Origin of the sequence: Amycolatopsis coloradensis (assembly GCF_037997115.1) — a bacterium.
Lineage (GTDB): Bacteria > Actinomycetota > Actinomycetes > Mycobacteriales > Pseudonocardiaceae > Amycolatopsis > Amycolatopsis coloradensis_A.
Genome location: NZ_CP150484.1, coordinates 7,858,030 through 7,881,659, shown reverse-complemented (window position 1 = coordinate 7,881,659; position 23,630 = coordinate 7,858,030). Strand labels below are relative to the sequence as shown.

The following is a 23,630-nucleotide window of genomic DNA, read 5'->3' as shown; positions in this document are numbered from 1 at the left end:
ACCGTCGTGACATGACCTCATTCGCCGCCCTGCACCGCCCCGGTTCCCCGCTGCTCCTGCCGAACGTCTGGGAGTTCGGTACGGCCGCCTTCCTTGCCGCGCAAGGCTTTCCGGCACTCGGCACGACCAGTCTCGGGGTCTCGGCCGCCGAGGGCGAGCCGGACGGCGCCCCGTCCTCGAAGGAAGCCACCGTCCGGCTGGCGCGGCGGCTCACCGGGCTGGACACGCTCATCAGCGTCGATCTCGCCGACGGGTTCAGCGAAGACCCGGGCGAGGTCGGCGCGCTGGCGGCGGAGCTCGCCGAAGCCGGTGTCGCGGGCATCAACCTCGAAGACGCGCTGGGCGACCCTGTGCGGCACGCCGCCAAGATCGCGGCGGTGAAGGAACGCGCTCCCGGTCTCTTCGTCAACGCGCGGACGGACACGCATTGGCTGGGGGAGCCCGATATCGGCACCGCGATCGACCGTTCCCTGTCCTATGTGGACGCGGGCGCCGACGGGGTGTTCGTGCCGGGGCTCGCCGAACCCGCGGACGTCGTGCGGCTGGTGAAGGCCGTCCGGGTGCCGGTGAACCTGCTGTTCCTGCCCGGCAAGGTCACCGTCGCGCGAGCGGCCGAACTCGGCGTCGCCCGGGTCAGTCTCGGGTCGCTGCCGTACCGGATGGCGCTGGCCGCCACGCTGCGCACGGTGGAGGCCGTTCGCGACGGCGGTGAACTCCCGTTGGCCCCGCCGTCGTACGCCGACGTCGCCGCCCTGCTCCCGGAATCTCATTAATCTCGGGAGCATGCAGACCTTCGGAGCCGAATTCGCCGTCCCGCCCGGTTATCTGAACACGCCCAGTATCGGCATCCCGCCGTCGCACGTGGCCGACGCCGTGGCGGAGGCGGTCGAGCGGTGGCGCCGCGGCGAAGCCCGTCCGGCGGACTTCGACGAGCCCGTCGCGCGGACCAGGGCGGGGTTCGGCGCGCTGATCGGGGTCCCGGGGGAGCGGGTCGCGATCGGGGCGTCCGTCTCGCAGCTGATCGCGAACGTGGCCGCCGGTCTGCCCGACGGCGCCAGCGTGCTGGCCGCCGCGAACGACTTCACGAGCGTCACCTTCCCGTTCGCGGCCCAGGCGCACCGCGGGGTGAAGGTCACCGAAGTCCCGTTGGCCGAGCTGTCCGCACGCGTCGAGGGGCACGACCTCGTCGCGGTCAGCGTCGTCCAGTCGGCCGATGGTGCCCAGGTCGACCTCGGCGCGCTCAGGGCCGCGGCCGAGGCGGCGGGTGCCGCGGTCCTGCTCGACGCCACACAGGCCGCCGGGTGGCAGCCACTGGACCTCGGCTGGGCCGACTGGGTGGTCGCCGCCGGATACAAATGGCTGCTCGCGCCGCGCGGGGCGGCGTGGCTGGCCGCGCATCCGCGGGTGCTGGAGCGGGCGGTGCCGGTGGCCGCGAACTGGTACGCGGGGGAGGACCGCTGGCAGACCGTCTACGGCCTCCCGTTGCGCCTCGCCGAGGGCACCCGCTCGCTCGACCTGTCCCCGGCCTGGCTCGCGTTCGCCGGCGCCGCGGTGTCGCTGGACTACCTCGCGTCCCTGGACCTCGCCGCCGTCCGCGCGCACTGCGTGGGGCTCGCCGACTCACTCCTCGAAGCGCTCGGCTCACCCGGTCAGGGGAGCGCGATCGTCTCGCTCGACGCCGACGCCCGCCGGGTGCAGGAAGCGGGCATCGTGGCCGGTACCCGGGCCGGAAGGCAGCGATTCGGCTTCCATCTCTACAACACGGCTGACGACGTCGAACGGGTGATAAGCACGTTCAGGTGAACCGCCGGAGCGGCGTGAACTACCGTATGTTCCCGTGGTTGGTGCGCAATTTACCCCGGGACCGACGGAAACGGCCCGGCTTCAGCCGGTGCGACCGGCAGGGCCGGGCGGGCCGCCGCCCGCGCCGAATCCGCCGAGGGACACCAAGGGCCTGGCGCTCAAGGGCGCCGGACTGGTCGCCATCGCGGTCGTGTCCGCCCTGCTCTGGTGGCTGATCCGGCACGAGCCGGAACCCACCCCGGTCGCGGACCCGCCGTCGAAGAGCGGCCAGTTCCAGTACACGCTGGTCGAGGGGCCGCAGGTGACCACCGACTGCGCGAGCAAGGCCTACGGCGACACCAAGAAGTTCTTCACCGAGACGCCGTGCACGCGCCTTTCACGGGCGCTCTACACGACCGAGACCGGTGGGAAGAAGGCGCTGGTATCGGTCGTCCTGGTCACCATGCCCGGCGAGGTCACCGCGACCCAGCTCAAGGCGCTCACCGACAAGGACGGCACGGGCAACGTGTCCGACCTGGTGCGCGACGGGACCTTCAAGGCACAGGGCGCTCCGAAGATCTCCGGGCAGGACGCGGCCTACGACTCCCACGTCACCGGGCCGGAAGTGGCGATCGTGCTGGCCGGTTTCTACAACAAGCAGACCGACAAGCAGCTGCTGGAGCGGATCGCGACCGACGCCCTGCGGCTTTCGGGTGACCTGCGCCGCTGAGCCCGTGGGCTGAAAGCGTCCTTCACCGCATCTCACGCGGTGAAGGACGCTTTCGTCGCGTCACATGCGGGGAAAGTCCCCTTCAGCTCAGGCCGACTGGCCCGGCATGGCGATCGCCACCGGCTTCGCGCCGAATTCGGCCCGCCACGCCGTCCCCCGCCGCGCCGACCCGATCAGCGCGTTCAGCGCCGTCGTCCGCAAAGCCGCGTCGTCCGTCCGGTCGATCACGCCGAGCCAGGCCGAGGTCGCGTCCGCCTCGGCCGTCGCCACCAGTTCCATCGCCGAGTTCGCGTCGGTCACCGGCCTCGGCGGCACGTACGCGGCCTCCGGACCGGTGGGCGTCTGACCCGCCGCGGAAAGCATCCGTTCGCAGACGTCCCGCCGTTTGACGTGCTCGGCCGTGCCCCTGGCCACCGCGCCGGTGAAGGCGGCGGGCAGGTACGCGCTGACCAGCCCGTACACCCAGATCGCCGCGTGTTCGGCCGCCAGCGCCTGCTGGACGGCCTCCGCGCTCTCCCCGCCGAGCCGGACCCCGGCGGGCACTTCGACCGCGCCGGCGTCGTCGCCGCGGCCGAGCTTCTCCGAACTCTGCTGCAGCGCCGCGCAGCCCGCCGCGATCGAGGCGACCATCCCGGCGCGGTAGCGGGGCAGCGAAGGCACGAGGCCCTCGGCCTGCTTGCGGGCCTGGGCGAGCCGTTCCTTGAGCCCGTCCACCGACGACGGCGGGGTCTCCGCGGGACCGGACTGCTCCGGCTTCGGCCGGTTGAGCCGGTCGACCTCGGTCTTGAGCGCGGCCGCGTGCGCGGCCCGCGCGGTGGCGACCGCTTCGCCTTCGGCGCCCAGCGCCTTCGCGCCGGCCGCGTCGGTCTCCGCCGCGCGCAGCAGGGGACCCAGCGGGTCGGGGCTTTCGTCGAAGCCGGGGGAGCAGGCGGACGCCAGCGGCACGGCCAGCGCGGCCAGCGCTCCCATCCGCAGGAAAGTGCGACGGCTCGGCTCTGTCGATCTTCCGGTCACGCCGCCCCATCCTGCCAGTACCCCGCGCGGGGCCGCCGCTCGCGCGTCACGCTGGGGTGACCGGATAAGCTGGACCACTACCGAACCCGGATCCACGCCGCCGGGTCGCCCACAGCCGAACAGGAGCGCTCCACCGTGCCCAACGACCTCGCCAGCAGGCTGGAGCCCATCGTGGCCGAAGCCGTCAAGGCCGCGGGTTTCGACCTCGATTCCTTCGAGGTCCAGCAGGCAGGCCGCCGCCAGCTGGTCAAGGTCGTCGTCGACGGGGACGACGGCGTCGGGCTGGACGAGGTGGCGAGCGTCAGCCGCGCCGTCTCCGCCGCGCTCGACGAGAACGAGCACGTGATCGCCAGCGCGTACACGCTCGAAGTCACCTCGCCGGGCCTCGACCGGCCCTTGACCTTGCAGCGGCACTGGCGGCGCGCGAAGTTCCGCCTCGTCAAGGTCACGCCGGCCGAAGGCGCGGCGTTCATCGGCCGCGTCGGGCACGCGGGGGAGAAATCCGCGCGAGTGCTCGTGGACGGCGAGATCCGGGACGTCCCCTACGCCTCGGTGACCAAGGCGGTCATCGAGATCGAGTTCAAGCAACCACCTGCCGAGGACCTGAAACTGTTGGAAAACGATGCGTCGGCCCTGAACGCCGCCACCACGGAGCCGAAGGAGGAGCCGAAGTGAACGTCGACATCGCCGCGCTGCGCGCGATCGAACGGGACAAGGACATCCCCTTCGAGACGGTGATCGAAGCGATCGAAACCGCGCTCCTCACCGCGTACAAGCACACCGAGGGCCACCAGCCGCACGCCAGGATCGACATCGATCGCAAGAGCGGGCTGGTCCGTGTCCTCGCGCACACCCTCACCCCGGACGGCCAGACCGACGAGGAGTGGGACGACACCCCCGAGGGCTTCGGCCGGATCGCGGCGACCACCGCGCGGCAGGTCATCCTGCAGCGGTTGCGCGACGCCGAGCACGAGAAGACCTTCGGCGAGTTCTCCGCCAAGGAGAACGAGATCGTCGCCGGCGTGGTGCAGCGTGACGCCCGCGCCAACGCCCGCGGCATGGTCGTCATCCAGGTCGGCGACATCGAAGGCGTGCTGCCCGCGATCGAGCAGGTGCCCGGCGAGACCTACGAGCACGGCGACCGGATCAAGGCCTACGTCGTGACCGTCTCGCGCGGCAACCGGGGCCCGCAGATCACGCTGTCCCGTTCGCATCCGAAGCTGGTGCACAAGCTGTTCGCCCTCGAGGTCCCCGAAATCGCCGACGGCACGGTCGAGATCGCCGCCGTCGCGCGGGAGCCGGGACACCGGACCAAGATCGCGGTCCGCTCGACGGTGCCCGGCGTCAACGCCAAGGGCGCCTGCATCGGCCCGGTCGGCGCGCGCGTGCGCAACGTGATGAGCGAGCTGGCGGGCGAGAAGATCGACATCATCGACTTCTCCGAAGACCCGGCGAAGTTCGTCGGGAATGCGCTGTCGCCCGCGAAGGTTGTCTCCGTACAGGTCGTCGACGAGCGGGCCAAGACCGCTCGGGTGGTCGTCCCGGACTACCAGCTTTCGCTCGCGATCGGCAAGGAAGGGCAGAACGCCCGCCTCGCCGCCCGGCTCACCGGCTGGCGTATCGACATCCGCAGTGACGCCGCTTCTGAGCAGGGTGACGAAGCACACGCCGGGCAGGCGCGGCCCGCCGCGGCAACCGGTTCGGCTGAGTGAAGGTCGAAGCGCTAGACTTACGAGTGGTTCAGAGCCCGCGGCCGGGAACCGACCTCCAGCATGACCGGGAAACTCCGGTTCGCACCTGTGTGGGTTGCCGTAAGCGGGCCTTGATCGGCGAGTTGCTGCGAGTGGTCGCGGCGGACGGTCGGCTGATCGTCGACGAACGTCGGCGGTTGCCGGGCCGGGGTGCCTGGTTGCACCCCGAGCCGGACTGTCTGGCCAAGGCCGAGCGGCGCAGAGCGTTCCCCCGGGCACTTCGTGTTCCAGGGTCGCTCGACGCCCAGGGTGTCCACGAACGCCTGGAGCGGCTCGCCGAGGAATGAGGGGCGCCGGGACATCCCCGGTGCCGGATGGAATCAGGAAGCAGGTCGACCCGTCATGAGTCAGCCGTGAAGCTGAATCAATGAACGCGCGACAATAGGACGAGGTCTGCGGGTCTGCCGCCGGCCTCCCCAGATGAGGAGAGCTGTGCCAGGCAAGGCCCGAGTACATGAGCTCGCGAAAGAGCTCGGCATCACCAGCAAGGAAGTTCTCGCCAAGTTGAAGGAACAGGGCGAGTTCGTGAAGTCCGCGTCGTCCACCGTCGAGGCGCCGGTCGCCCGTCGTCTCCGTGACGCGTATCCGTCCAAGGACGGCAAGAAGAAGCCGGTTCCGACCCCCGGCCCGCGTCCTTCACCCGCGCCGCCCGCGAAGCCCGCTGCCCCGGCTCCGGCCGCGAAGCCCGCTCAGCCCGCGGCGAAGTCCGAGGCCCCGGCCGCCCCCGCGGCGTCCGCTCCGGCAGCGCCGTCTACGTCGGCCCCGGCTCAGCAGCCGTCCCGGCCCGCTCCGGGCGCCCGCCCGGGTCCGCGCCCCGGCCCCCGGCCGCCGGCGCCCAAGGAAGAGGTCGCTCCGGCGGCGAAGGCCGCTCCGGCCGAGCCGAAGAAGGAGACCCCTCCGGCACCCGCCACCCCGCCCGCGTCCCAGACGCCGTCGCAGGGTTCGGTCGTGCCGCCGAAGCCGCAGGGCCCCAAGCCCGGCGGTCCGAAGCCCGGCCCGCGCACCCCGCGTGTCGGCAACAACCCGTTCGGCGTGGGTTCCGGTTCCCCGGCCCCGCGCCCGTCCGCCCCGCGTCCCGGCGGCGGCAACCAGCAGGGCGGCGACAACCGTCCGCCGCGTCCCGGTGGCGGGCAGGGCGGCGACCGTCCGGCTCCGCGTCCCGGTGGCGGCGCTCCCGGCGGTAACCGGCCCAGCCCGGGCAACATGCCCCCGCGCCCGAACCCCGGCATGATGCCGGGCCGCCCGGCCCGTCCGGCCGGTGGTCCCGGTGGCGGCCGCGGTGGTCCCGGTGGCGGAGCCCGTGGTGGCCCCGGCGGCGGCGCTCGCGGCGGTCCCGGTGGCGGCGGTGGAGGTTTCCGCGGCGGTCCCGGTGGCGGCGGCGGTGGCGGTTTCCGTCCCGGCGGCGGTGGCGGCGGTTTCCGTCCCGGTGGCGGTGGCCCCGGCGGCGGTGGCGGTGCCCCGGCCGGTGGCGGCGGTTTCCGTGGCGGCGGCGGTCGTGGCGGCCCCGGTGGCCGTGGCGGTACCGCGGGTGCCTTCGGGCGTCCCGGTGGCCCCTCGCGCAAGGGTCGCAAGTCGAAGCGGCAGAAGCGCCAGGAGTACATGGACAACATGCAGGCGCCCAGCGTCGGTGGTGTCCGTCTGCCCAAGGGGCAGGGCGAGACGATCCGCCTGCCGCGTGGTGCCTCGCTGACCGACTTCGCCGAGAAGATCGACGCCAACCCGGCTTCGCTGGTGCAGGTGCTCTTCCACCTCGGTGAGATGGTCACCGCGACGCAGTCGGTGTCCGACGACATCCTGGAACTGCTCGGCGGCGAAATGAACTACAACGTTCAGGTCGTCAGTCCCGAGGAAGAGGACCGGGAGCTGCTCGAGACCTTCGACATCACCTACGGCGAAGACGCGGGTGAGGAAGAGGATCTGCAGGTCCGTCCGCCGGTCGTGACCATCATGGGTCACGTCGACCACGGTAAGACCCGACTGCTCGACACGATCCGCAAGACGAAGGTGCGCGAAGGTGAAGCCGGTGGCATCACCCAGCACATCGGCGCCTACCAGATCGAGACCGAGCTCGAAGGCAACCCGCGTCTGATCACCTTCATCGACACCCCGGGTCACGAGGCGTTCACCGCCATGCGTGCCCGTGGTGCCAACTCGACCGACATCGCGGTGATCGTGGTGGCGGCCGACGACGGTGTGATGCCGCAGACGGTCGAGGCGATCAACCACGCGCAGGCCGCCAAGGCGCCGATCGTGGTCGCGATCAACAAGATCGACAAGGAAGGCGCGAACCCGGACAAGATCCGGCAGCAGCTGACCGAGTACGGCCTGGTCGCCGAGGAGTACGGCGGCGACACGATGTTCGTCGAGATCTCCGCGCGGCAGAACATCAACATCGACGGCCTGCTCGAGGCGATCCTGCTGACCGCCGACGCCGCGCTGGACCTCCGGGCCAACCCGGACATGGAGGCCCAGGGTGTCGCGATCGAGGCCCACCTCGACCGCGGCCGCGGTCCGGTGGCCACGGTGCTGGTCCAGCGAGGCACGCTGCGCGTCGGTGACTCGGTCGTGGCGGGTGACGCCTACGGCCGCGTCCGCCGGATGGTCGACGAGCACAACGTCGACGTCACGGAGGCGTACCCGTCGCGTCCCGTCCAGGTCATCGGGTTCACCTCGGTGCCGGGTGCGGGCGACACCTTCCTGGTGGTCGACGAGGACCGCGTCGCCCGGCAGATCGCCGAGCGCCGCTCCGCCCGGACGCGCAACGCCCTCAACGCGTCGCGCCGCAAGCGGGTCAGCCTCGAGGACCTCGACTCCGCCTTGAAGGAGACGAACAGCCTCAACCTGATCATCAAGGGTGACAACTCCGGTACCGTCGAGGCCCTCGAAGCCTCGCTGGTGCAGCTCGAGGTCGGCGACGACGTCGAACTCAACGTCGTGCACCGCGGTGTCGGTGGCGTCACCGAGTCCGACATCGACCTGGCGACCGCGTCCGACGCGATCGTCCTGGGCTTCAACGTCCGTGCGCAGGGCAAGGCGACCGAGCGGGCCACCCGCGAAGGCGTCGACGTCCGGTACTACACGGTCATCTACCAGGCGATCGAGGAGATCGAGCAGGCTCTGAAGGGCATGCTCAAGCCGGAGTACGAAGAGGTCGAGCTCGGCAAGGCGGAGATCCGCGACGTCTTCAAGTCGTCGAAGATCGGCACCATCGCCGGTTGTCTCGTCGTCTCGGGCGAGATCCGCCGCAACGCGCGGGCCCGCCTGCTCCGCGACGCGACCGTCATCGCCGAGAACCTGCCGATCAGCTCGCTGCGGCGGTTCAAGGACGACGTGGTCGAGGTCCGCGACGGGTACGAGTGTGGTCTGACTCTGGGGTCGTACAGCGACCTCAAGGTCGGCGACATCATCGAGACCTACGAGCAGCGCGAAAAGCCGCGTGCGTAAGTGACAAAGCGGCGCTCCTCCGCATCTGGGCGGGGGAGCGCCGCTTCACCTTCGAAACAACCCAGAACCCCACATGTTCGTAGGAGCTCTTGAGCTCGACATCCTGCTGGGCGACGTCCACTCGCTCAAGCAGAAGCGATCCGTGATCAAGCCGGTGCTGGCCGAGGTGCGCAGGCGTTTCGACGTCTCCGTCGCCGAAGCGGGCCATCAAGACCTGCACCGGCGCGCGCTGATCGGTGTGGCCGTGGTCGCGGCGAGTGGCGAGCAGGTTCGTGACGTGCTCGACTCGTGTGAGCGCCTCGTGGCCGGAAGGCCGGAGTTCGACCTGCTCTCCGCCCACCGCCGGCTGCTCGGCCCGGATGACTGAATGAAGATCTTTCGAGGAGACGAAATCCCATGGCCGACCCCGCTCGGGCTCGTAAGCTCGCCAAGCGGATCTCACAGATCGTCGCGCACGCGATCGAGCACGACATCAAGGATCCGCGGCTCAACCACGTGACGATCACCGACACGAAGATCACGGCGGATCTGCACGACGCCACTGTCTACTACACGGTGCTCGGCGAGAACCTGGAGTCAACGCCCGACCACGCCGGCGCCGCGGCGGCGCTCGAATCCGCCCGCGGTGTCCTGCGCACGAAGGTCGGTCAGGGCACGGGTGTCCGCTACACTCCGACGCTGGCCTTCGTGGCCGACAGCATTCCTGAGGACGCCAAGCGCATCGAAGACCTCCTCGCGAAGGCCAGGGAAGCCGACGCGGAGGTCGCCCGGCGGGCGACCGGAGCGCAGCACGCCGGTGAAGCCGACCCGTACAAGCCGCCGCGGGAAGAGGCCGAAGACGATGAGTTCGCCGACGAGGAGACCCGTCGCTGATCGGGTGGACCACGCCGTGAGCCGGCGTGGCCTGCTGCTGGGAGCCGCGGCTCTCGGCGGCTCGGCGCTGGTTTCCGCTTGCGGCGCCGAGAAACCGCCCCTGGTGGGGCCGCCCCCGGTGGCCCCACCGAGCACTCCGACGCCGCTCACCGAAGCGGTCACGGTGCAGAAGATGCGGTCCGCGGCGCGGAACCGCGACGTCAACCTCGTCATCATCGCGCCGGACGGGGTGTCACGGGTCGGGATGCCGGTCTGCGTCGCCCTGCACGGGCGCGGCGCCGACGCGCGGACGTTCCTGAACCTCGGCGTGCAGGACGCGCTGAACCAGGCCGTCGCGGCCGGGCGGCCCGGGTTCGCGGTGGCCGCCATCGACGGGGACAACTACTGGGTGGACGTCGGCAAGGCCGACGACCCGCAGCGGATGCTGTCCGACGAACTGCCCGGCTGGCTCGCCCAGCGCCAGCTGCGGCCGCCGTCGGCGATGTTCGGGATCTCGATGGGCGGGTTCGGCGCACTGCGCTACGCCCGCGACCACAAGAACCTCAAGGCCGTCGCCGTCGCCAGCGCGGCGTTGTTCGTGAGCTGGCCCGATGCCAAGTCCCGCAAGGTCTTCGCGGATCGCGCGCAATGGGAATCGCACGAGCCGCTGCTGCACACCGGCGAGCTTTCCCCCGAGTCGACCGGGGTGTGGTGCGGGAACTCGGATCCCTTCGCCCGCGCCGACCGCAAGCTCATCCAGGCGCTGGACCCCGTCGTCGCGAAGATGACGCCGGGTGGGCACAACGACGACTACTGGCGCGAGATCATGCCGGACGTGCTGAAGTTCGTGGGGGAACGCATCGCCTGACCCCGCGTTCAGAGGACGAAACGCGAGGGGTCAGGCCGGTTTCGCCGCGACGATCAGGTCCCGCACGATCGCCTGGTCCACCCGGTGCGCGAACTCCGCGAACGGGCCGCCCTCGCGGACCTCCAGGCCCGCCTTGTCCAGGATCGCGGCGAGTTCCTCGCGGGGCGCGACGTTGGTGTTCCAGGAGATGCCGAGCGCGCCGCCGGGCCGCAGCACCCTCGTCCACACCGGGACCGCGGCCGCGAGCAGGTCTCGCGGGCTGCGCGCGAGCGACGCGTCCTGGGTGCGATGGCTGCCGTGCTGCACGCCGTACGGGGCGTCGGTGACGATGAGGTCCACCGAGTTCGGCCGCAGCAGTTCGTCGGTGGTGAGCGTGTCGCAGTTGAGGTAGCTCAGCTTGCGGACGTCACCCGCCTTGTACTGCTCCTTGGTGATCCCGAAACCGATGTCGAGCCGCCTGCCGAGCCGGACCTTGTTGCGACGGACCTGACCGGATTCGGCGCTGTGCTTGATCCGCTTCTGCTTCAGCCAGGTCTTGATGAACAGTTCGTAAGAGTCGAAATCCTTGCCGTCGACGTCGAGGCCGGTCGCGTCGAAGCCGTACATCATCGCCTGGTTCAGCGTGGTGCCGCGGCCGCAGAGCGGATCGAGCAGGTGCAGCGGCTTGTCCAGCATCGCCGCCGGGTTCGCCGTCGACATGAGGGTGACGTTGACGAGCAGTTTGGTGAACAGCTCGTTCGTCTTGCCCGGATACTTCTGGATGGTCAGCAGATCCGAGTCGAAGTTCGTGAGGGGGCTGATCGTCACCGGCTTCAGGACGCCGTCGCCGAGTTCGAACAGCGCGTACAGCGCGGAAAGGTTCGAAAGGAGCGCGAGATCGCGTTCGCTCAGCGGGGCGGGCGTGGTGAAAGTGAGGTAGCCGACGCCGCCGAGTTCCGTCTCGCCGATCTCGGAGAACTCGGTCTCCAAGGCGGACAGACCGAACACCGCCAGCTCCGCGCGCAGCAGGGCCGGAGTGGAGTCGGTGTAGACCCGGTTGGCGGACGGGTAGACCAGGATCGCGTACTCGGACATCCGGTAGAGCGTAGCTTGACTGATTGTGACAGCGACTCCAGTGCCGAACCTGAAGGAAGCCGCCACCCTGCTGGCGCGCGCGAACGACGTGACCCTGCTCGGCCATGTCCGCCCGGACGCCGACGCGCTCGGCAGCGCGCTGGCGCTGGGCCGGGCCCTCCAGCTGCGCGGCGGTGTCAAGGTCCGCGTCTCGGTCGGCGAGCCCGAGGAGATGCCGGAGACCCTGCGTAGCCTGGACGTCGGCGGGCTCTACGTCCCCGCGAGCGAGCTGCCGCAGAGTGAGCAGCTGCTGGTCGCGCTGGACACGCCCACTCCGGGCAGGCTCGGGAAGCTCGCGCCGCGGGTGGACGTCGTCCGCGCGGCGGGCGGCGACGTCCTGGTGATCGACCACCACGCTTCCAACGTCTTCTACGGCACGCACCACGTCGTCGACGACACCGCCGAAGCCACCGCCGTCCTCGTTTTCGCGTTGCTGGCCGAGCTCGGCACCGAGATCGACGAGCCGATCGCGCGCTGCCTGTACGCGGGGCTCGTCACCGACACGAGCGGGTTCCGCCGGGCGCGGCCGTCGACCCATCTGATGGCCGCGAAGCTGCTCGAAGCCGGTGTCGACCCGGACAAGGTGGTCCGCGAGATCGTCGACGATCACCCGTTCGCGTGGTTGCCGATGCTTTCGGACGTCCTCGCGGGTGCCCGGCTCGAGCCGGAAGCGGCACGCGGCTTCGGCCTCGCGCACGCCGTGGTGACCCTCGACGCCGCGCGATCCGTGCGCGCCGAGGAGGTCGAAGCGGTCATCGACGTCGTCCGGTCCACTCGCGAGGCCGGGGTCGCCGTGGTGCTCAAGGAAGCCGAACCGATCGGACCGCGGCAGCGATGGACGGTCTCGCTTCGGTCGGCGGGCGGCGTCGACGTCTCGGCGGCCGCGGGGGAGCTGGGTGGCGGCGGACATCGCCAGGCCGCCGGGTGCACCGCGGAGGGGACTGCGGACGAGGTGCTCGGCAAGCTGCGGGAGGCCTTGTCGAGGGCGCCGCTGCTGTGACGGTGTCATCGTAATTTCATCGGTCGTTCCTAACGTGATCCCCACGATGAACGAGCGAGCCTCCCTCCGCCGCCGGATCCTGGTCACGCTGGGCGTGATCGTGCTGTTCCGGCTGGGCCAGAGCCTGCCCACCCCTCAGGTGACCGTCCGCGCGCCGGAAATCGGCCACCCGCTGCGCTGGATCCTCGACCTCCTCACCGGCGGCGGCCTGGCCACCCTGCCGGTGTTCGCGTTCGGCGTCCTGCCCTGCCTGGCCGCCCCGCGACTCCTGCGAGGACTGATCGTCCTGATCCCGCGGCTGGCCGCGCTCCGGTCCGAAGGTGGAGCCGGTGCACGGGTGCTGGCCCGAGTCCGGCGGCGGCTCGTTGCCGGACTCGGCCTTCTGGGTGCCGTCGGTGTGGTCTTGACCGGCGGGCAGGACGTCCTGGACGGGGCCGTGACGGTGGCGTGTCTCACCGCGGGCGCCGTGCTGGTCCTGCGGCTGACCGAGGTGATCACCGACCGGGGATTCGGCGACGGCGTCCGGATCCTGCTGCTCGCGCAGGTCTTGGCGGTGCTGCCGCCGGAGTTCCTGCGCCTGTACGAAAGGACCGGCTGGGCGGCCGTCGCGGTCATGGCCGTGGTGACGCTGTCGACCACCGTGATCACGATCGTCGTCGCGCAGGGACAGCGCCGCGTCCCGGTGCAGTACGCGAAGCGGATGATCGGCAGACGCGCTTTCGGCGGGACACCGTCCTATGTTCCCTTCCGGTTCCCGCAAGCCAACAGCCCGGCCGTTCTCGCCGCGGTGCTGTTGTCGGTGCCCGTGCTCCTCTTCGGCCTGGGACATCCCGGGTGGATCGCGGGCTACTGCGTCCTCGTCTGCCTCTTCGCCTTCGCGAGGGCGGCCGTGCGGCAGGACATGGACAAGGTGGCGGGCGAACTGGTGCGCGTGGGTGGTTTCGTCCCCGGGATCCGGCCGGGCAACCCGACCGCCGAATACCTCGACTACGTCAATCGCCGGATCATCGCCTTCGGCGCTCTCTGCTCGGGGGTGGTCGCCCTGATCCCGGTGGCCGGTCTGGCTCTGCTGGACGTGGGGCCGACGCCGCTCCTCGCCGGGGTGGCCGTGCAGGTGGTCCTCGTCTTCCTGGTCAGTGTCTCGCTCGACACCACGCGGCAGATCGAGTCGCTGCGCCGGCAACGACGCTACGAACCGTTCCTCCGCTGAGCGAACGGTCCGCGCCCGGGGTGGGGCGCGGACCGTGGCCGCCTCAGAAGCGCGGGAGCCAGCCGCCGCCGAGGGCGTCGGCGGCGGCGAACTTGTTGGCACCCTTGCCGTTCTAGAGGTAAAGCGTGTTGCCATCGCGGATGGCGGCGAGGTCGGTCTTGCCGTCGTTGTCGAAGTCACCGGCGATCGGCGCGGTGAAGGGTTCCCCGCCGCCGCCGATCGGGTCGGCGGTGCCGAAGTTGTTGTTGCCCTTGCCGTTCCAGATCGTCGGGGTTCCGGCGCCGGTGGCGTGGATGTCGCCGGCGCCGTTGCCGTCGAAGTCCCCGTCGTCCGCGGCGGAGCGCTGCCACAGCGCGCTGACGATCTTCTGCGCGTCACCGGCCTCGGTCGGATAGCGGTCCGGGTAGGCCGAGACCTGCACCGCCTGGCACACCTCACCGATCGGCGCCGAGCTCCATGAGCCGTTCGGGTACACCCGCACCATCTTCGCGGACAGCAAGGCCCGGATCGCGCGCGCCAACCCCGGCTGGCCGTCCGAGCAGGTGGCCGCCGAAGCCGCCACCTATGTGTCACCGCCCGAAGTCGCACCGCATGTCGCCGGGGGAGCGATGGATCTCACGCTGTGCACCGTCGACGGCGTCGAACTGCCGATGGGGACCGACGTGAACGCGACGCCGCCGGAGTACGGGACGGAATGCTTCACCGGATCCGCGCTGATCGGCCCCGAAGCGCGCGCCAACCGGGAAACGCTCATCGACGCGATGACCGCGACCGGATTCGTGAACCACCCGAGCGAATGGTGGCACTGGTCCTACGGCGACCGGTACTGGGCGTACGTCACCGGCGTGAAGAACGCCCGCTTCGGCCCGGCGGCTTTCCCGGCGACTGGGACTGTCGTACCAGACGTCTAGTCTGCGCTGGTGCCTGAAGCTTCCGAACCCGACGAGCGCGTCCCGCCGAAACGCGTGCTCGGCCTCGCCGTGCCCGCGCTCGGCGTCCTCGCCGCCGAACCGCTGTACGTCCTGGTGGACACGGCCGTCGTCGGCCACCTCGGCGCGCTGCCGCTGGCCGGGCTCGCCGTCGGCGGTGTCGTGCTGTCGCAGGTTTCGAGCCAGCTGACGTTCCTGTCGTACGGCACCACGTCGCGGACCGCGCGGCTGCACGGCGCGGGCCGCCGTGGCGACGCTGTCCGCGAAGGTGTCCAGGCGACCTGGCTGGCGGTGATCGTCGGGCTGATCGTGATCCTCGCCGGGCAGCTGCTGGCCGCGCCGATCGCCCGGGTGCTTTCCGGCGACGCCGCGATCACCGACGCCGCCGTCTCCTGGCTGCGGATCGCGCTGTTCGGGACGCCGTTCATCCTGATCACGATGGCGGGCAACGGCTGGATGCGCGGCGTCCAGGATTCCGCGAAGCCGTTGCGCTACGTGCTGGCGGGCAACGGGATCTCCGCCGTGCTGTGCCCGGTGCTGGTGTACGGCGCGGACTGGGGGCTGGAAGGGTCGGCGATCGCGAACGTCGTCGCGCAGGTGATCTCGGCGTCGCTGTTCATCGCGGCCCTGGTGCGGGAACGGGTCCCGCTGCGCCCGGAGCCGAAGGTGATGCGTGCCCAGCTCGGCCTCGGCCGGGACCTGGTGCTCCGCAGTCTCGCCTTCCAGGCGTGTTTCGTCTCCGCCGCCGCGGTCGCCGCGCGGACGTCCACCGAGGCCGTCGGCGCGCACCAGGTCGTGCTGCAGCTGTGGACCTTCCTCGCGCTGGTGCTGGATTCTCTCGCGATCGCCGCGCAGTCGCTCGTGGGTGCCGCCCTCGGCGCCGGGGCGAGTAGACGAGCCCGCGGGCTGTCGCGGCAGATCACCGGCTACGGCCTGGTGTTCGGCTGCTTCCTCGGCGTCGTGTTCGCGTCGGTGGCCGGGGTTCTGCCGCAGGTGTTCACTTCGGACGCGGCCGTCCTCGGCCAGATCCCGCACGCCTGGTGGTTCTTCGTCGCGCTGCAACCGATCGCCGGGGTGGTGTTCGCGCTGGACGGTGTCCTGCTCGGCGCCGGGGATGCCGCCTTCCTGCGCAACGCGACCCTGCTGAGCGCGGCGCTGGGGTTCCTGCCGCTGATCTGGCTGTCGCTCGCGTTCGGCTGGGGGCTGGCCGGGATCTGGACCGGGCTCTCGCTGTTCATGCTGCTGCGGCTGGCGACCCTGCTGGTGCGGTGGCGGTCGGGGCAGTGGGCCGTCGAGGGCGCCGTCCGCGCGGCCTGACCTCCCCCGCATTCAGAGGACTAACCGCCGGGGGTGGAGCGCCCCTTGACCCCGGCAGCCGGGTGATCTGCGGTGTTGTGGCGAAAAGCACCCGGGTAACGGCTATGTTTCGTCATTGCTTACGCGCTACAACTATATGAGGCGGCAGTGCGGGCGTCTCTTCGCCCGAACCGTGCTCAAGGAGGAAATACTGTGACAGGCCGAGCCACCCGCCGGTCCTGGTTCATCTGGTTCGCCGCCGTCACCGTTTACCTTCTCGCCGTCTTCCACCGCACCTCGTTCGGTGTCGCCGGGCTCCAGGCCGCCGACCGCTTCGGTGTCGGCGCGGCCGCGCTCGGCACGTTCACCGTCCTGCAGGTCGGCGTCTACGCCGCGATGCAGATCCCCACCGGCGTCCTCGTCGACCGCTACGGCCCACGACGGGTGCTCACCGGTGCCGTGTTCTTCCTCGGGCTCGGCCAGATCCTGCTCGCGGTCGCCGACTCGTACCCGCTCGGCCTGCTCGCCCGCGCCGTCGTCGGCTTCGGTGACGCCCTGACCTTCGTGAGCATCCTGCGGCTGATCGCCGCGCACTTTCCCGGCCGCCAGTACGCCCTGCTCGCCGCGCTGACCGGGGCGATCGGTTACGTCGGCAACCTCGCCGCCACCCTCCCGCTGGGCCTGCTGCTCGACGGCCCCGGCTGGACCTCGACGTTCCTCACCGTCGGCCTGGTGACGGCGCTGTACACCGCCGTCGTCGCCCTCCGCGTCGAAGACACCCCGCGCGGCGTGCCGGAGCCCGTGCGCGAAAAGGTCCATCCGAAGGTGCTGGGCCGCCAGGTCGCCGACGCGTGGCGCACCCCGGGGACCCGGCTGGGCTTCTGGGTCCACTTCAGCACGATGTTCGCCCCCAACGTGCTGACCATGCTGTGGGGTGTCCCGTTCCTGGTGCAGGGCCAGGGATATCCGAAGGCCACCGCGAGTTCGCTGCTGATCGTGTTCGTGTTCGGCTCGATGATCGGCGGACCGGTGATCGGCGGGCTGATCGGACGGCGCCCGTCGCTGCGGATGCCGCTCGTCGGCGGGTACATCGGCGGCGCTGCGGTGATGTGGGCGGTCCTGCTCGGCTGGGGCGGCACGATCCCGGTCGCGGTCCTGGTCCCCGTGTTCGCCTTCCTGTCCCTCGGCGGCCCGGCGTCGATGATCGGTTTCGCGCTGGCGCGGGACTACAACCCGCTCTCGCGCGTCGGCACCGCGACCGGCGTGGTGAACGTCGGCGGATTCGTGGCCACGACGATCTCGGCGCTCGCGGTCGGCGTGCTGCTGGAGTGGACGGGCGGCACGTTCCGCCTGGCGCTGCTGTCGGTGATCGCGGTGCTCGCGTTCGGCACCTTCCGGATGCTCGTGTGGTGGCGGCGCACCCGCGCCGTGCTGTTCGAGGCCGAGGCGCGAGGCGAGGCGATCCCGGTGCAGATCCGGCGCCGCCGTTGGGACGCCGAAGCGCCGCTGCCCGTCTCGTCCTGAGGTCCCGTGCGGCCGAAGGGGACTTTCCCCGCATGCGATGCGACGAAAGCGCCCTTCACCGCGTGAGACGCGGGGAAAGTCCCCTTCAGCCCCGCTCGGCCCCGAAAGATAGGGTTCGGCCCGTGTCGCGCCCCAATCAGGCTCAAGCCAAGAAACGTCCCGCTCCGCCGCCCGGTCTCGTCATCGTCGACAAACCGTCCGGGATGACCTCCCACGACGTCGTCGCCAGGGCGCGGCGCTTCATGGGCACCCGCAAGGTCGGGCACGCCGGCACTCTCGACCCGATGGCCACCGGCGTCCTCGTGCTCGGCATCGAACGCGCGACGAAACTCCTCGGCCACCTGGCGCTGGACCGCAAGACCTACCTCGCGACCCTCTCCTTGGGACTGTCCACCACCACCGACGACGCCGAGGGCGAGCCGATCGCCGAAGCCGCCCCGGACGTCGTCGAGAAGATCACCGACGAGGCGATCGCGGCCGGGATCGCCGCGCTGACCGGCGACATCCAGCAGGTGCCGAGCGCGGTCAGCGCGGTCAAGATCGACGGCAAACGCGCGTACGCCCGCGTCCGCGCCGGCGAAGAGGTCGTCATCCCGCCGCGGCCGGTCACCGTGCACCGCTTCGATCTGCTCGCCACCCGCCGCGAGGCCGGCCGGATCGAACTCGACGCCGTCGTCGAATGCTCGTCGGGGACCTACGTCCGGGCGCTGGCCCGCGATCTCGGCGCCGGGCTCGGTGTCGGCGGGCATCTGCTCGCGTTGCGCCGCACCACGGTCGGGCCGTTCACCCTCGCCAAGGCCCGCACCCTCGACCAGCTCGAGGACGCGCCGGAGCTGTCACTGGACCTCGACGCCGCCGTCGCCGCCGCCTTCCCGCGCCGCGATCTGGACGTCCGCATGGCGCAGGCGGTCCGATATGGACAGAGGGTGCCCGCGGCCGGGATCGAGGGCACGTACGGAATGTTCGGACCGGACGGCCGGGTGCTCGCGCTCGCCGCGGACGAAGGCGAACTGGCCCGGTCGGTGGTCGTGTTGCTGCCCGCCTAGGGTGGTGCACGGAGCCGGGCCTGAGGAAACGGGGCTAGAAGTGCAGCGTTGGCGTGGTTTGGGTGACCTCCCCGGGAGCTGGGGACGGTGCGTGGTGACGATCGGCGTCTTCGATGGCGTGCACCGCGGTCATCAGGAGCTGATTTCGAGGACGGTCCGCGCCGCCGCCGAACGCGGCGTGCCGAGTGTCGTGCTGACCTTCGATCCGCATCCGTCGGAGGTGATCCGGCCGGGCAGCCATCCGGCGCAGCTGACCACGTTGCGCCGCAAGGCGGAACTGGTCGAGGGGCTGGGCGTGGACGTCTTCTGCGTGCTGCCGTTCACGCTCGAACTGTCGCGGCTGACGGCGCACGAGTTCGTGCACGAGGTGCTGGTGGACAAGCTGCACGCGGCCGCGGTGATCGTGGGGGAGAACTTCACCTTCGGCGCGAAGGCGGCCGGCGACGTCGAACTCCTCCGTACGCTCGGGAAGCGGTTCGGTTTCGTGGCGCAGGGGGCGGAACTGCAGGGACTGCTCGCCCAGGAACAGGCGGACAACGACATCACCTTCTCCTCGACCTATGTCCGCTCGTGCATCGACGCCGGAGACGTCGTCGCCGCGGCCGAAGCGCTCGGCAGGCCGCACCGGCTGGAGGGCATCGTCGTCCGGGGTGACGGCCGGGGGCACGACCTCGGTTACCCGACGGCGAATCTGTCGACGCCGAGGTTCGCGGCGGTGCCCGCGGACGGCGTCTACAGTGCCTGGTTCACCCGTTCGTCGGATTCCGGCCGACGGCTGCGCGCCGCCGTGTCGGTCGGCACCAACCCGACCTTCTCGGGGCGGGAACGCACCGTCGAGGCCTTCGTCCTCGACATCGACGAGGATTTCTACGGGCAGCACGTCGCGCTCGATTTCGTCACCAAGCTGCGGGATCAGGTCCGGTTCCCGACGTCGGAGGGGCTGGTGGCGCAGATCGACGAGGACGTCGCCCGTACCAGGGAACTGCTCGGCGAGCAGGACTGACCGGTTCCGGCCTTGGCCGGATGACAATCGACAAACACACCCGCTCACGTGCGTTCCGGTGGCAAGATGTCACGGACCGCGCATGGCGTTCGATGGGGTTAAGGGGAGCGGACCAAGGTGGAGGACCACAAGATCGTCCAGCGGAACATCGCGCTGCAGAAGGAGTGGTACGGGGAGCCGCTCGGCGATCGCGTGCGGAGACTGGTGGTCGCCTTCGACATCTCCCAGGCCTTCCTCGCCGAGGTCCTCGGCATCAGCGCGCCCATGCTCAGCCAGGTGATGAGCGGGCGCCGCGCGAAGATCGGGAACCCCGTCGTCCTCGCCAAGATGATCATGCTGGAGCGCAAGGTGCTGGTCCCGGCGGTCGCCGCGGGGGACCGCAAGGCCATGCAGGAGGCGCTCGAGGACGTCCGTGACTCGCGTCCGACTGTGGGCAGGGACAGCATCCCGGTCGGCGCCGTCGCCGACGACCAGGGTGTGCTCGTTGCGCTGCGGGACATCGGCGAGGACGAAGACCTCACCGAAGCCGCGAAGCTGCTCGACGAAGACTTCCCGTCGCTGGCGGACCTGCTGCGCCGGGCCGCGAGGAACGGTTCTTGACGCTCTTCAGCGCTTTGATCCCGCCCGACGAGGTCCTCGACCAGGTCGCCGCCGCGCTCGGCACGCCCGAAGAAGGCGATTTCCGCTGGTCGGTGCGAGAGGACTGGCATATCACCCTCGGTTTCTACGGCCAGGACGATCCGGCCGAACGAGGCGACTGGCTCGCCGGGCGGCTGGCCGGCGCGGGGCCGATCGACCTCCGGCTGGAAAAGGCCGCGACATTTCCCGGGGTGCTGTGGTTGAGTGTGTCCGGAACCGGGCTCCACGAGCTGGCACTGAAGGCTGGCGCGGAGAGTGAAGGCAGGCCGTACGTGGCCCACCTGACACTGGCCCGCTTCCCCCGCGACCGGCCGCGAGCCGCGAGCGCGTGGGAGGAGCGGCTGGCCGGGTTCACCAGTGAGACCTGGACGGCGACCGAGGCCGTTCTGATGAGCAGTGACCGTGAACAGGGCGTCTCGCGCTACCGGGTGGTCCGGTCGTACGCGTTGGACCACGCCCGCGCCTGAAGCCGCTGATCACGAGGCTGGTAGCCTTGACGATCGGGTCCGGCTGCAGTCCGTGGCGGCCGTGACCGTCTCACCCGGCGTGAAGACATCGTCCGGGCCGCACGGCACAGATATCTAGGAGCACCACTGTGGCTTTGTCCACCGAAGAGAAGAAGTCGATCCTTGCCGAGTACGGCGTGCACGACTCGGACACCGGATCCCCCGAGGCCCAGGTCGCACTGCTGACCAAGCGCATCGTCGGCCTCACCGAGCACCTCAAGGCTCACAAGCACGACCACCACTCCCGTCGCGGGCTTCTGCTTCTGGTCGGCCGCCGCCGCCGGCTGCTGAACTACGTGATGAAGGTGGACATCGAGCGTTACCGTGCGCTGATCCAGCGTCTCGGCCTCCGCCGATAGCTCGAACCCGAGGGGGAGTGACCACATCGGTCGCTCCCCCTCGGTCTAAGAACACAGGCGCGAGCGCGCACGAGGTACCGTCCGCCGGTCCTCGGTAGTGGTTCCCGGGCAACGGCCCGGGGGCTTCGATCGAAGACCGGCCTCACTCCTCGAGCGTCCGCAGGCGAAACAGGTCCCAGGGTGGGAGACTCGCGCCGTTACAGAGGATCAAAAGAGGAGATACACCCTATGACCGACTCCACCGGAGTCACCGTGCACGAAACCGAAGCCGTGATCGACAACGGCCGTTTCGGCACTCGCACCGTCCGCTTCGAGACCGGCCGTCTGGCCCGTCAGGCCGCCGGTTCCGTCGTCGCGTACCTGGACGAAGAGACCATGCTGCTCTCGGCGACCACCGCGTCGAAGCACCCGAAGGAGCACTTCGACTTCTTCCCGCTGACCGTGGACGTCGAGGAGCGCATGTACGCCGCGGGCCGCATCCCCGGCGCGTTCTTCCGTCGTGAGGGCCGCCCGTCGACCGACGCGATCCTCACCGCCCGCCTGATCGACCGCCCGCTGCGCCCGTCGTTCACCGACGGCCTGCGCAACGAGATCCAGGTCGTCATCACCGTCCAGAGCCTCAACCCGGACGACCCGTACGACGTGCTCGCGATCAACGCCGCTTCGGCGTCGACCCAGATCGCCGGTCTGCCGTTCTCCGGTCCGATCGGCGGCGTCCGCGTCGCGCTGATCGAGGACCAGTGGGTCGCGTTCCCGACCTGGAAGCAGCTGGAGCAGGCCACCTTCAACATGGTGGTCGCCGGCCGCATGGTCAACACAGGCGGTGACGGCTCTTCTAGTGACATTGCCATCATGATGGTCGAGGCCGAGGGCACCGAGCAGACCCTCGACCTGATCGCCGCCGGCGGCAAGGCGCCGGACGAGGTCTCGGTCGCCGAGGGCCTCGAAGCCTCGAAGCCGTTCATCAAGGTGCTGTGCGAGGCGCAGCAGCAGCTCGCCGAGGTCGCCGCCAAGCCGACCGGCGAGTTCCCGGTCTACCTCGCCTACGAGCAGGACGCGTTCGACGCCGTCGCCGCCATCGCGACCGACGACCTCGCGAACGCCCTGACCATCGCGGGCAAGCAGGACCGTGACAACGCGACCGACCAGGTCAAGGCCGCGGTGCTGGAGAAGGTCGGCCTCGGCGAGGGCGAAGCCTTCCAGGGCCGTGAGAAGGAGATCGGCGCGGCGTTCAAGGCCCTGTCGAAGAAGATCATGCGCAAGCGCGTCCTCACGGACAAGATCCGCATGGACGGCCGCGGCCTGACCGACATCCGCTCGCTCGCCGCCGAGGTCGCCGTGATCCCGCGGGCGCACGGTTCCGCCCTGTTCGAGCGCGGTGAGACCCAGATCCTGGGCGTCACCACGCTGAACATGCTCCGCATGGAGCAGCAGATCGACTCGCTCTCCCCGGAGACCACGAAGCGGTACCTGCACCACTACAACTTCCCGCCGTTCTCCACCGGCGAGACCGGCCGCGTCGGTTCGCCGAAGCGGCGCGAGATCGGCCACGGCATGCTCGCCGAGCGCGCCCTCGTGCCGGTCCTGCCGAAGCGGGACGAGTTCCCGTACGCGATCCGCCAGGTCTCCGAGGCGCTGGGCTCCAACGGCTCCACCTCGATGGGCTCGGTCTGCGCCTCGACCATGGGTCTGCTGAACGCGGGTGTCCCGCTGAAGGCGCCGGTCGCCGGCATCGCCATGGGCCTCATCTCCGACGAGGTCGACGGCGAGACCCGCTACGTCGCGCTGACCGACATCCTCGGTGCCGAGGACGCCATGGGCGACATGGACTTCAAGGTCGCCGGCACCAAGGACATCATCACCGCGCTGCAGCTGGACACGAAGCTCGACGGCATCCCGTCGGAGGTCCTCGCGGCCGCGCTGAAGCAGGCGAAGGACGCCCGCCTCACCATCCTGGAGGTCATCGCCGAGGCGATCGACGGCCCGGACGAGATGAGCCCGTTCGCCCCGCGCGTCACCAGCGTGAAGATCCCGGTGGACAAGATCGGCGAGGTCATCGGCCCGAAGGGCAAGATGATCAACTCGATCACCGAGGAGACCGGCGCCGACATCTCCATCGAGGACGACGGCACGATCTACGTGGGCGCGGCCGACGGCCCGTCGGCGGAGGCGGCGATCGACAAGATCAACGCCATCGCCAACCCGCAGCTGCCCAAGGTCGGCGAGCGCTTCCTCGGCACCGTGGTGAAGACGGCCGCGTTCGGCGCGTTCGTCTCGCTGCTGCCGGGCAAGGACGGCCTGGTGCACATCTCGAAGCTGGGCAACGGCAAGCGGATCGCCAAGGTCGAGGACGTGGTCAACGTGGGCGACAAGCTCCGCGTCGAGATCGCCGACATCGACAATCGCGGCAAGATCAGCCTGATCGTGGTCCAGGAAGAAGACTCGGCGGACGCCAAGGCCGCCGAAGGCGACAAGGCCGAGGCTCCGAAGGCCGACGCCCAGTAATCCTGGCTAGACCGATGTGAAACGTCGGGAAAGGGTCGTTCAGGACAAGTTTTCGTCCT

The 23,630-nt window shown here is 70.3% G+C and carries 24 protein-coding genes; 21 read left to right on the top strand and 3 right to left on the bottom strand.

The features are described from left to right. Nucleotides 1-11 precede the first annotated feature (11 nt). The 3 genes from LCL61_RS36775 to LCL61_RS36765 all read left to right on the top strand — a co-directional run bounded on the left by LCL61_RS36775 (nucleotide 12) and on the right by LCL61_RS36765 (nucleotide 2,512). Nucleotides 12-773: an isocitrate lyase/phosphoenolpyruvate mutase family protein gene (locus tag LCL61_RS36775; RefSeq protein WP_340683993.1), complete on the top strand. Its 762-nt coding sequence runs from the start codon at nucleotides 12-14 to the stop codon at nucleotides 771-773. Nucleotides 774-783: 10 nt separating this feature from the next. After that, complete coding sequence (locus tag LCL61_RS36770) at nucleotides 784-1,803, top strand: aminotransferase class V-fold PLP-dependent enzyme (RefSeq protein ID WP_340683992.1); 1,020 nt, start codon at nucleotides 784-786, stop codon at nucleotides 1,801-1,803. Between the two features lie 88 nt (nucleotides 1,804-1,891). Continuing rightward, nucleotides 1,892-2,512, top strand: a complete 621-nt coding sequence (locus LCL61_RS36765; protein ID WP_340683991.1) for a hypothetical protein — start codon at nucleotides 1,892-1,894, stop codon at nucleotides 2,510-2,512. Nucleotides 2,513-2,599: 87 nt separating this feature from the next. Here LCL61_RS36765 and LCL61_RS36760 read toward each other — a convergent pair whose 3' ends face one another. Next, complete coding sequence (locus LCL61_RS36760; protein WP_340683990.1) at nucleotides 2,600-3,526, bottom strand: ferritin-like domain-containing protein; 927 nt, start codon at nucleotides 3,524-3,526, stop codon at nucleotides 2,600-2,602. A 135-nt stretch (nucleotides 3,527-3,661) separates the two neighbouring features. Here LCL61_RS36760 and rimP point away from each other — a divergent pair, with 135 nt between their 5' ends. The 7 genes from rimP (at nucleotide 3,662) to LCL61_RS36725 (ending at nucleotide 10,441) form a co-directional block, all read left to right on the top strand. Continuing rightward, on the top strand, nucleotides 3,662-4,201 hold the full coding sequence (gene rimP, locus LCL61_RS36755) for a ribosome maturation factor RimP (RefSeq protein WP_340683989.1): 540 nt from the start codon (nucleotides 3,662-3,664) through the stop codon (nucleotides 4,199-4,201). Then, a complete protein-coding gene (nusA, locus tag LCL61_RS36750) occupies nucleotides 4,198-5,238 on the top strand; it encodes a transcription termination factor NusA (protein WP_340683988.1) in 1,041 nt (346 codons plus the stop codon). The genes rimP and nusA overlap by 4 nt, the downstream gene beginning before the upstream one ends. A gap of 89 nt (nucleotides 5,239-5,327) precedes the next feature. Further along, the gene (locus tag LCL61_RS36745) at nucleotides 5,328-5,564 is read left to right on the top strand and encodes a YlxR family protein (protein ID WP_340683987.1); all 237 of its coding nucleotides are present in this window, start codon (nucleotides 5,328-5,330) and stop codon (nucleotides 5,562-5,564) included. A gap of 145 nt (nucleotides 5,565-5,709) precedes the next feature. Beyond that, on the top strand, nucleotides 5,710-8,721 hold the full coding sequence (gene infB / locus LCL61_RS36740) for a translation initiation factor IF-2 (protein ID WP_340683986.1): 3,012 nt from the start codon (nucleotides 5,710-5,712) through the stop codon (nucleotides 8,719-8,721). 73 nt (nucleotides 8,722-8,794) lie between these two features. Beyond that, complete coding sequence (locus tag LCL61_RS36735) at nucleotides 8,795-9,088, top strand: DUF503 domain-containing protein (protein WP_034312220.1); 294 nt, start codon at nucleotides 8,795-8,797, stop codon at nucleotides 9,086-9,088. Nucleotides 9,089-9,117: 29 nt separating this feature from the next. Continuing rightward, nucleotides 9,118-9,594 carry a 30S ribosome-binding factor RbfA gene (gene rbfA / locus LCL61_RS36730; RefSeq protein WP_007029396.1) on the top strand — a complete coding sequence of 159 codons (477 nt, stop codon included), beginning with the start codon at nucleotides 9,118-9,120 and terminating at the stop codon, nucleotides 9,592-9,594. Nucleotides 9,595-9,610: 16 nt separating this feature from the next. After that, a complete protein-coding gene (locus LCL61_RS36725; RefSeq protein ID WP_340683985.1) occupies nucleotides 9,611-10,441 on the top strand; it encodes an alpha/beta hydrolase in 831 nt (276 codons plus the stop codon). Between the two features lie 30 nt (nucleotides 10,442-10,471). Here the strand turns inward: LCL61_RS36725 and LCL61_RS36720 are convergent, their stop codons facing one another. Beyond that, entirely contained in the window at nucleotides 10,472-11,515 is a 1,044-nt protein-coding gene (locus LCL61_RS36720) for an SAM-dependent methyltransferase (RefSeq protein ID WP_340683984.1), read from the bottom strand. Nucleotides 11,516-11,555: 40 nt separating this feature from the next. Here LCL61_RS36720 and LCL61_RS36715 point away from each other — a divergent pair, with 40 nt between their 5' ends. Continuing rightward, complete coding sequence (locus tag LCL61_RS36715) at nucleotides 11,556-12,554, top strand: DHH family phosphoesterase (protein WP_340688767.1); 999 nt, start codon at nucleotides 11,556-11,558, stop codon at nucleotides 12,552-12,554. A gap of 46 nt (nucleotides 12,555-12,600) precedes the next feature. Next, nucleotides 12,601-13,764, top strand: coding sequence for a preprotein translocase subunit SecY (locus LCL61_RS36710; RefSeq protein ID WP_340683983.1), 1,164 nt, complete (start codon nucleotides 12,601-12,603; stop codon nucleotides 13,762-13,764). A 112-nt stretch (nucleotides 13,765-13,876) separates the two neighbouring features. Here the strand turns inward: LCL61_RS36710 and LCL61_RS36705 are convergent, their stop codons facing one another. After that, nucleotides 13,877-14,326 (bottom strand): VCBS repeat-containing protein, encoded by a 450-nt coding sequence (locus tag LCL61_RS36705; RefSeq protein ID WP_340683982.1) that lies wholly within the window; start codon nucleotides 14,324-14,326, stop codon nucleotides 13,877-13,879. 46 nt (nucleotides 14,327-14,372) lie between these two features. Between LCL61_RS36705 and LCL61_RS36700 the strand changes: the two genes are divergently transcribed. The 9 genes from LCL61_RS36700 to LCL61_RS36660 all read left to right on the top strand — a co-directional run bounded on the left by LCL61_RS36700 (nucleotide 14,373) and on the right by LCL61_RS36660 (nucleotide 23,571). Further along, a complete protein-coding gene (locus LCL61_RS36700) occupies nucleotides 14,373-14,675 on the top strand; it encodes a M15 family metallopeptidase (protein WP_340683981.1) in 303 nt (100 codons plus the stop codon). Between the two features lie 6 nt (nucleotides 14,676-14,681). Then, entirely contained in the window at nucleotides 14,682-16,010 is a 1,329-nt protein-coding gene (locus LCL61_RS36695) for an MATE family efflux transporter (RefSeq protein WP_340688766.1), read from the top strand. Between the two features lie 192 nt (nucleotides 16,011-16,202). Continuing rightward, nucleotides 16,203-17,513, top strand: a complete 1,311-nt coding sequence (locus tag LCL61_RS36690) for an MFS transporter (protein WP_340683980.1) — start codon at nucleotides 16,203-16,205, stop codon at nucleotides 17,511-17,513. Between the two features lie 122 nt (nucleotides 17,514-17,635). Continuing rightward, nucleotides 17,636-18,559: a tRNA pseudouridine(55) synthase TruB gene (truB, locus tag LCL61_RS36685; RefSeq protein WP_340683979.1), complete on the top strand. Its 924-nt coding sequence runs from the start codon at nucleotides 17,636-17,638 to the stop codon at nucleotides 18,557-18,559. 40 nt (nucleotides 18,560-18,599) lie between these two features. After that, nucleotides 18,600-19,562, top strand: a complete 963-nt coding sequence (locus LCL61_RS36680; RefSeq protein ID WP_340683978.1) for a bifunctional riboflavin kinase/FAD synthetase — start codon at nucleotides 18,600-18,602, stop codon at nucleotides 19,560-19,562. 117 nt (nucleotides 19,563-19,679) lie between these two features. Then, nucleotides 19,680-20,162: a helix-turn-helix domain-containing protein gene (locus LCL61_RS36675; RefSeq protein ID WP_125675891.1), complete on the top strand. Its 483-nt coding sequence runs from the start codon at nucleotides 19,680-19,682 to the stop codon at nucleotides 20,160-20,162. Then, entirely contained in the window at nucleotides 20,159-20,668 is a 510-nt protein-coding gene (thpR, locus tag LCL61_RS36670) for an RNA 2',3'-cyclic phosphodiesterase (RefSeq protein ID WP_340683977.1), read from the top strand. Before LCL61_RS36675 ends, thpR begins: the two co-directional genes overlap by 4 nt. 128 nt (nucleotides 20,669-20,796) lie before the next feature. Further along, nucleotides 20,797-21,066, top strand: coding sequence for a 30S ribosomal protein S15 (gene rpsO, locus LCL61_RS36665; RefSeq protein ID WP_003084034.1), 270 nt, complete (start codon nucleotides 20,797-20,799; stop codon nucleotides 21,064-21,066). 228 nt (nucleotides 21,067-21,294) lie between these two features. Continuing rightward, on the top strand, nucleotides 21,295-23,571 hold the full coding sequence (locus LCL61_RS36660; protein ID WP_340683976.1) for a polyribonucleotide nucleotidyltransferase: 2,277 nt from the start codon (nucleotides 21,295-21,297) through the stop codon (nucleotides 23,569-23,571). Nucleotides 23,572-23,630: the final 59 nt, after the last annotated feature.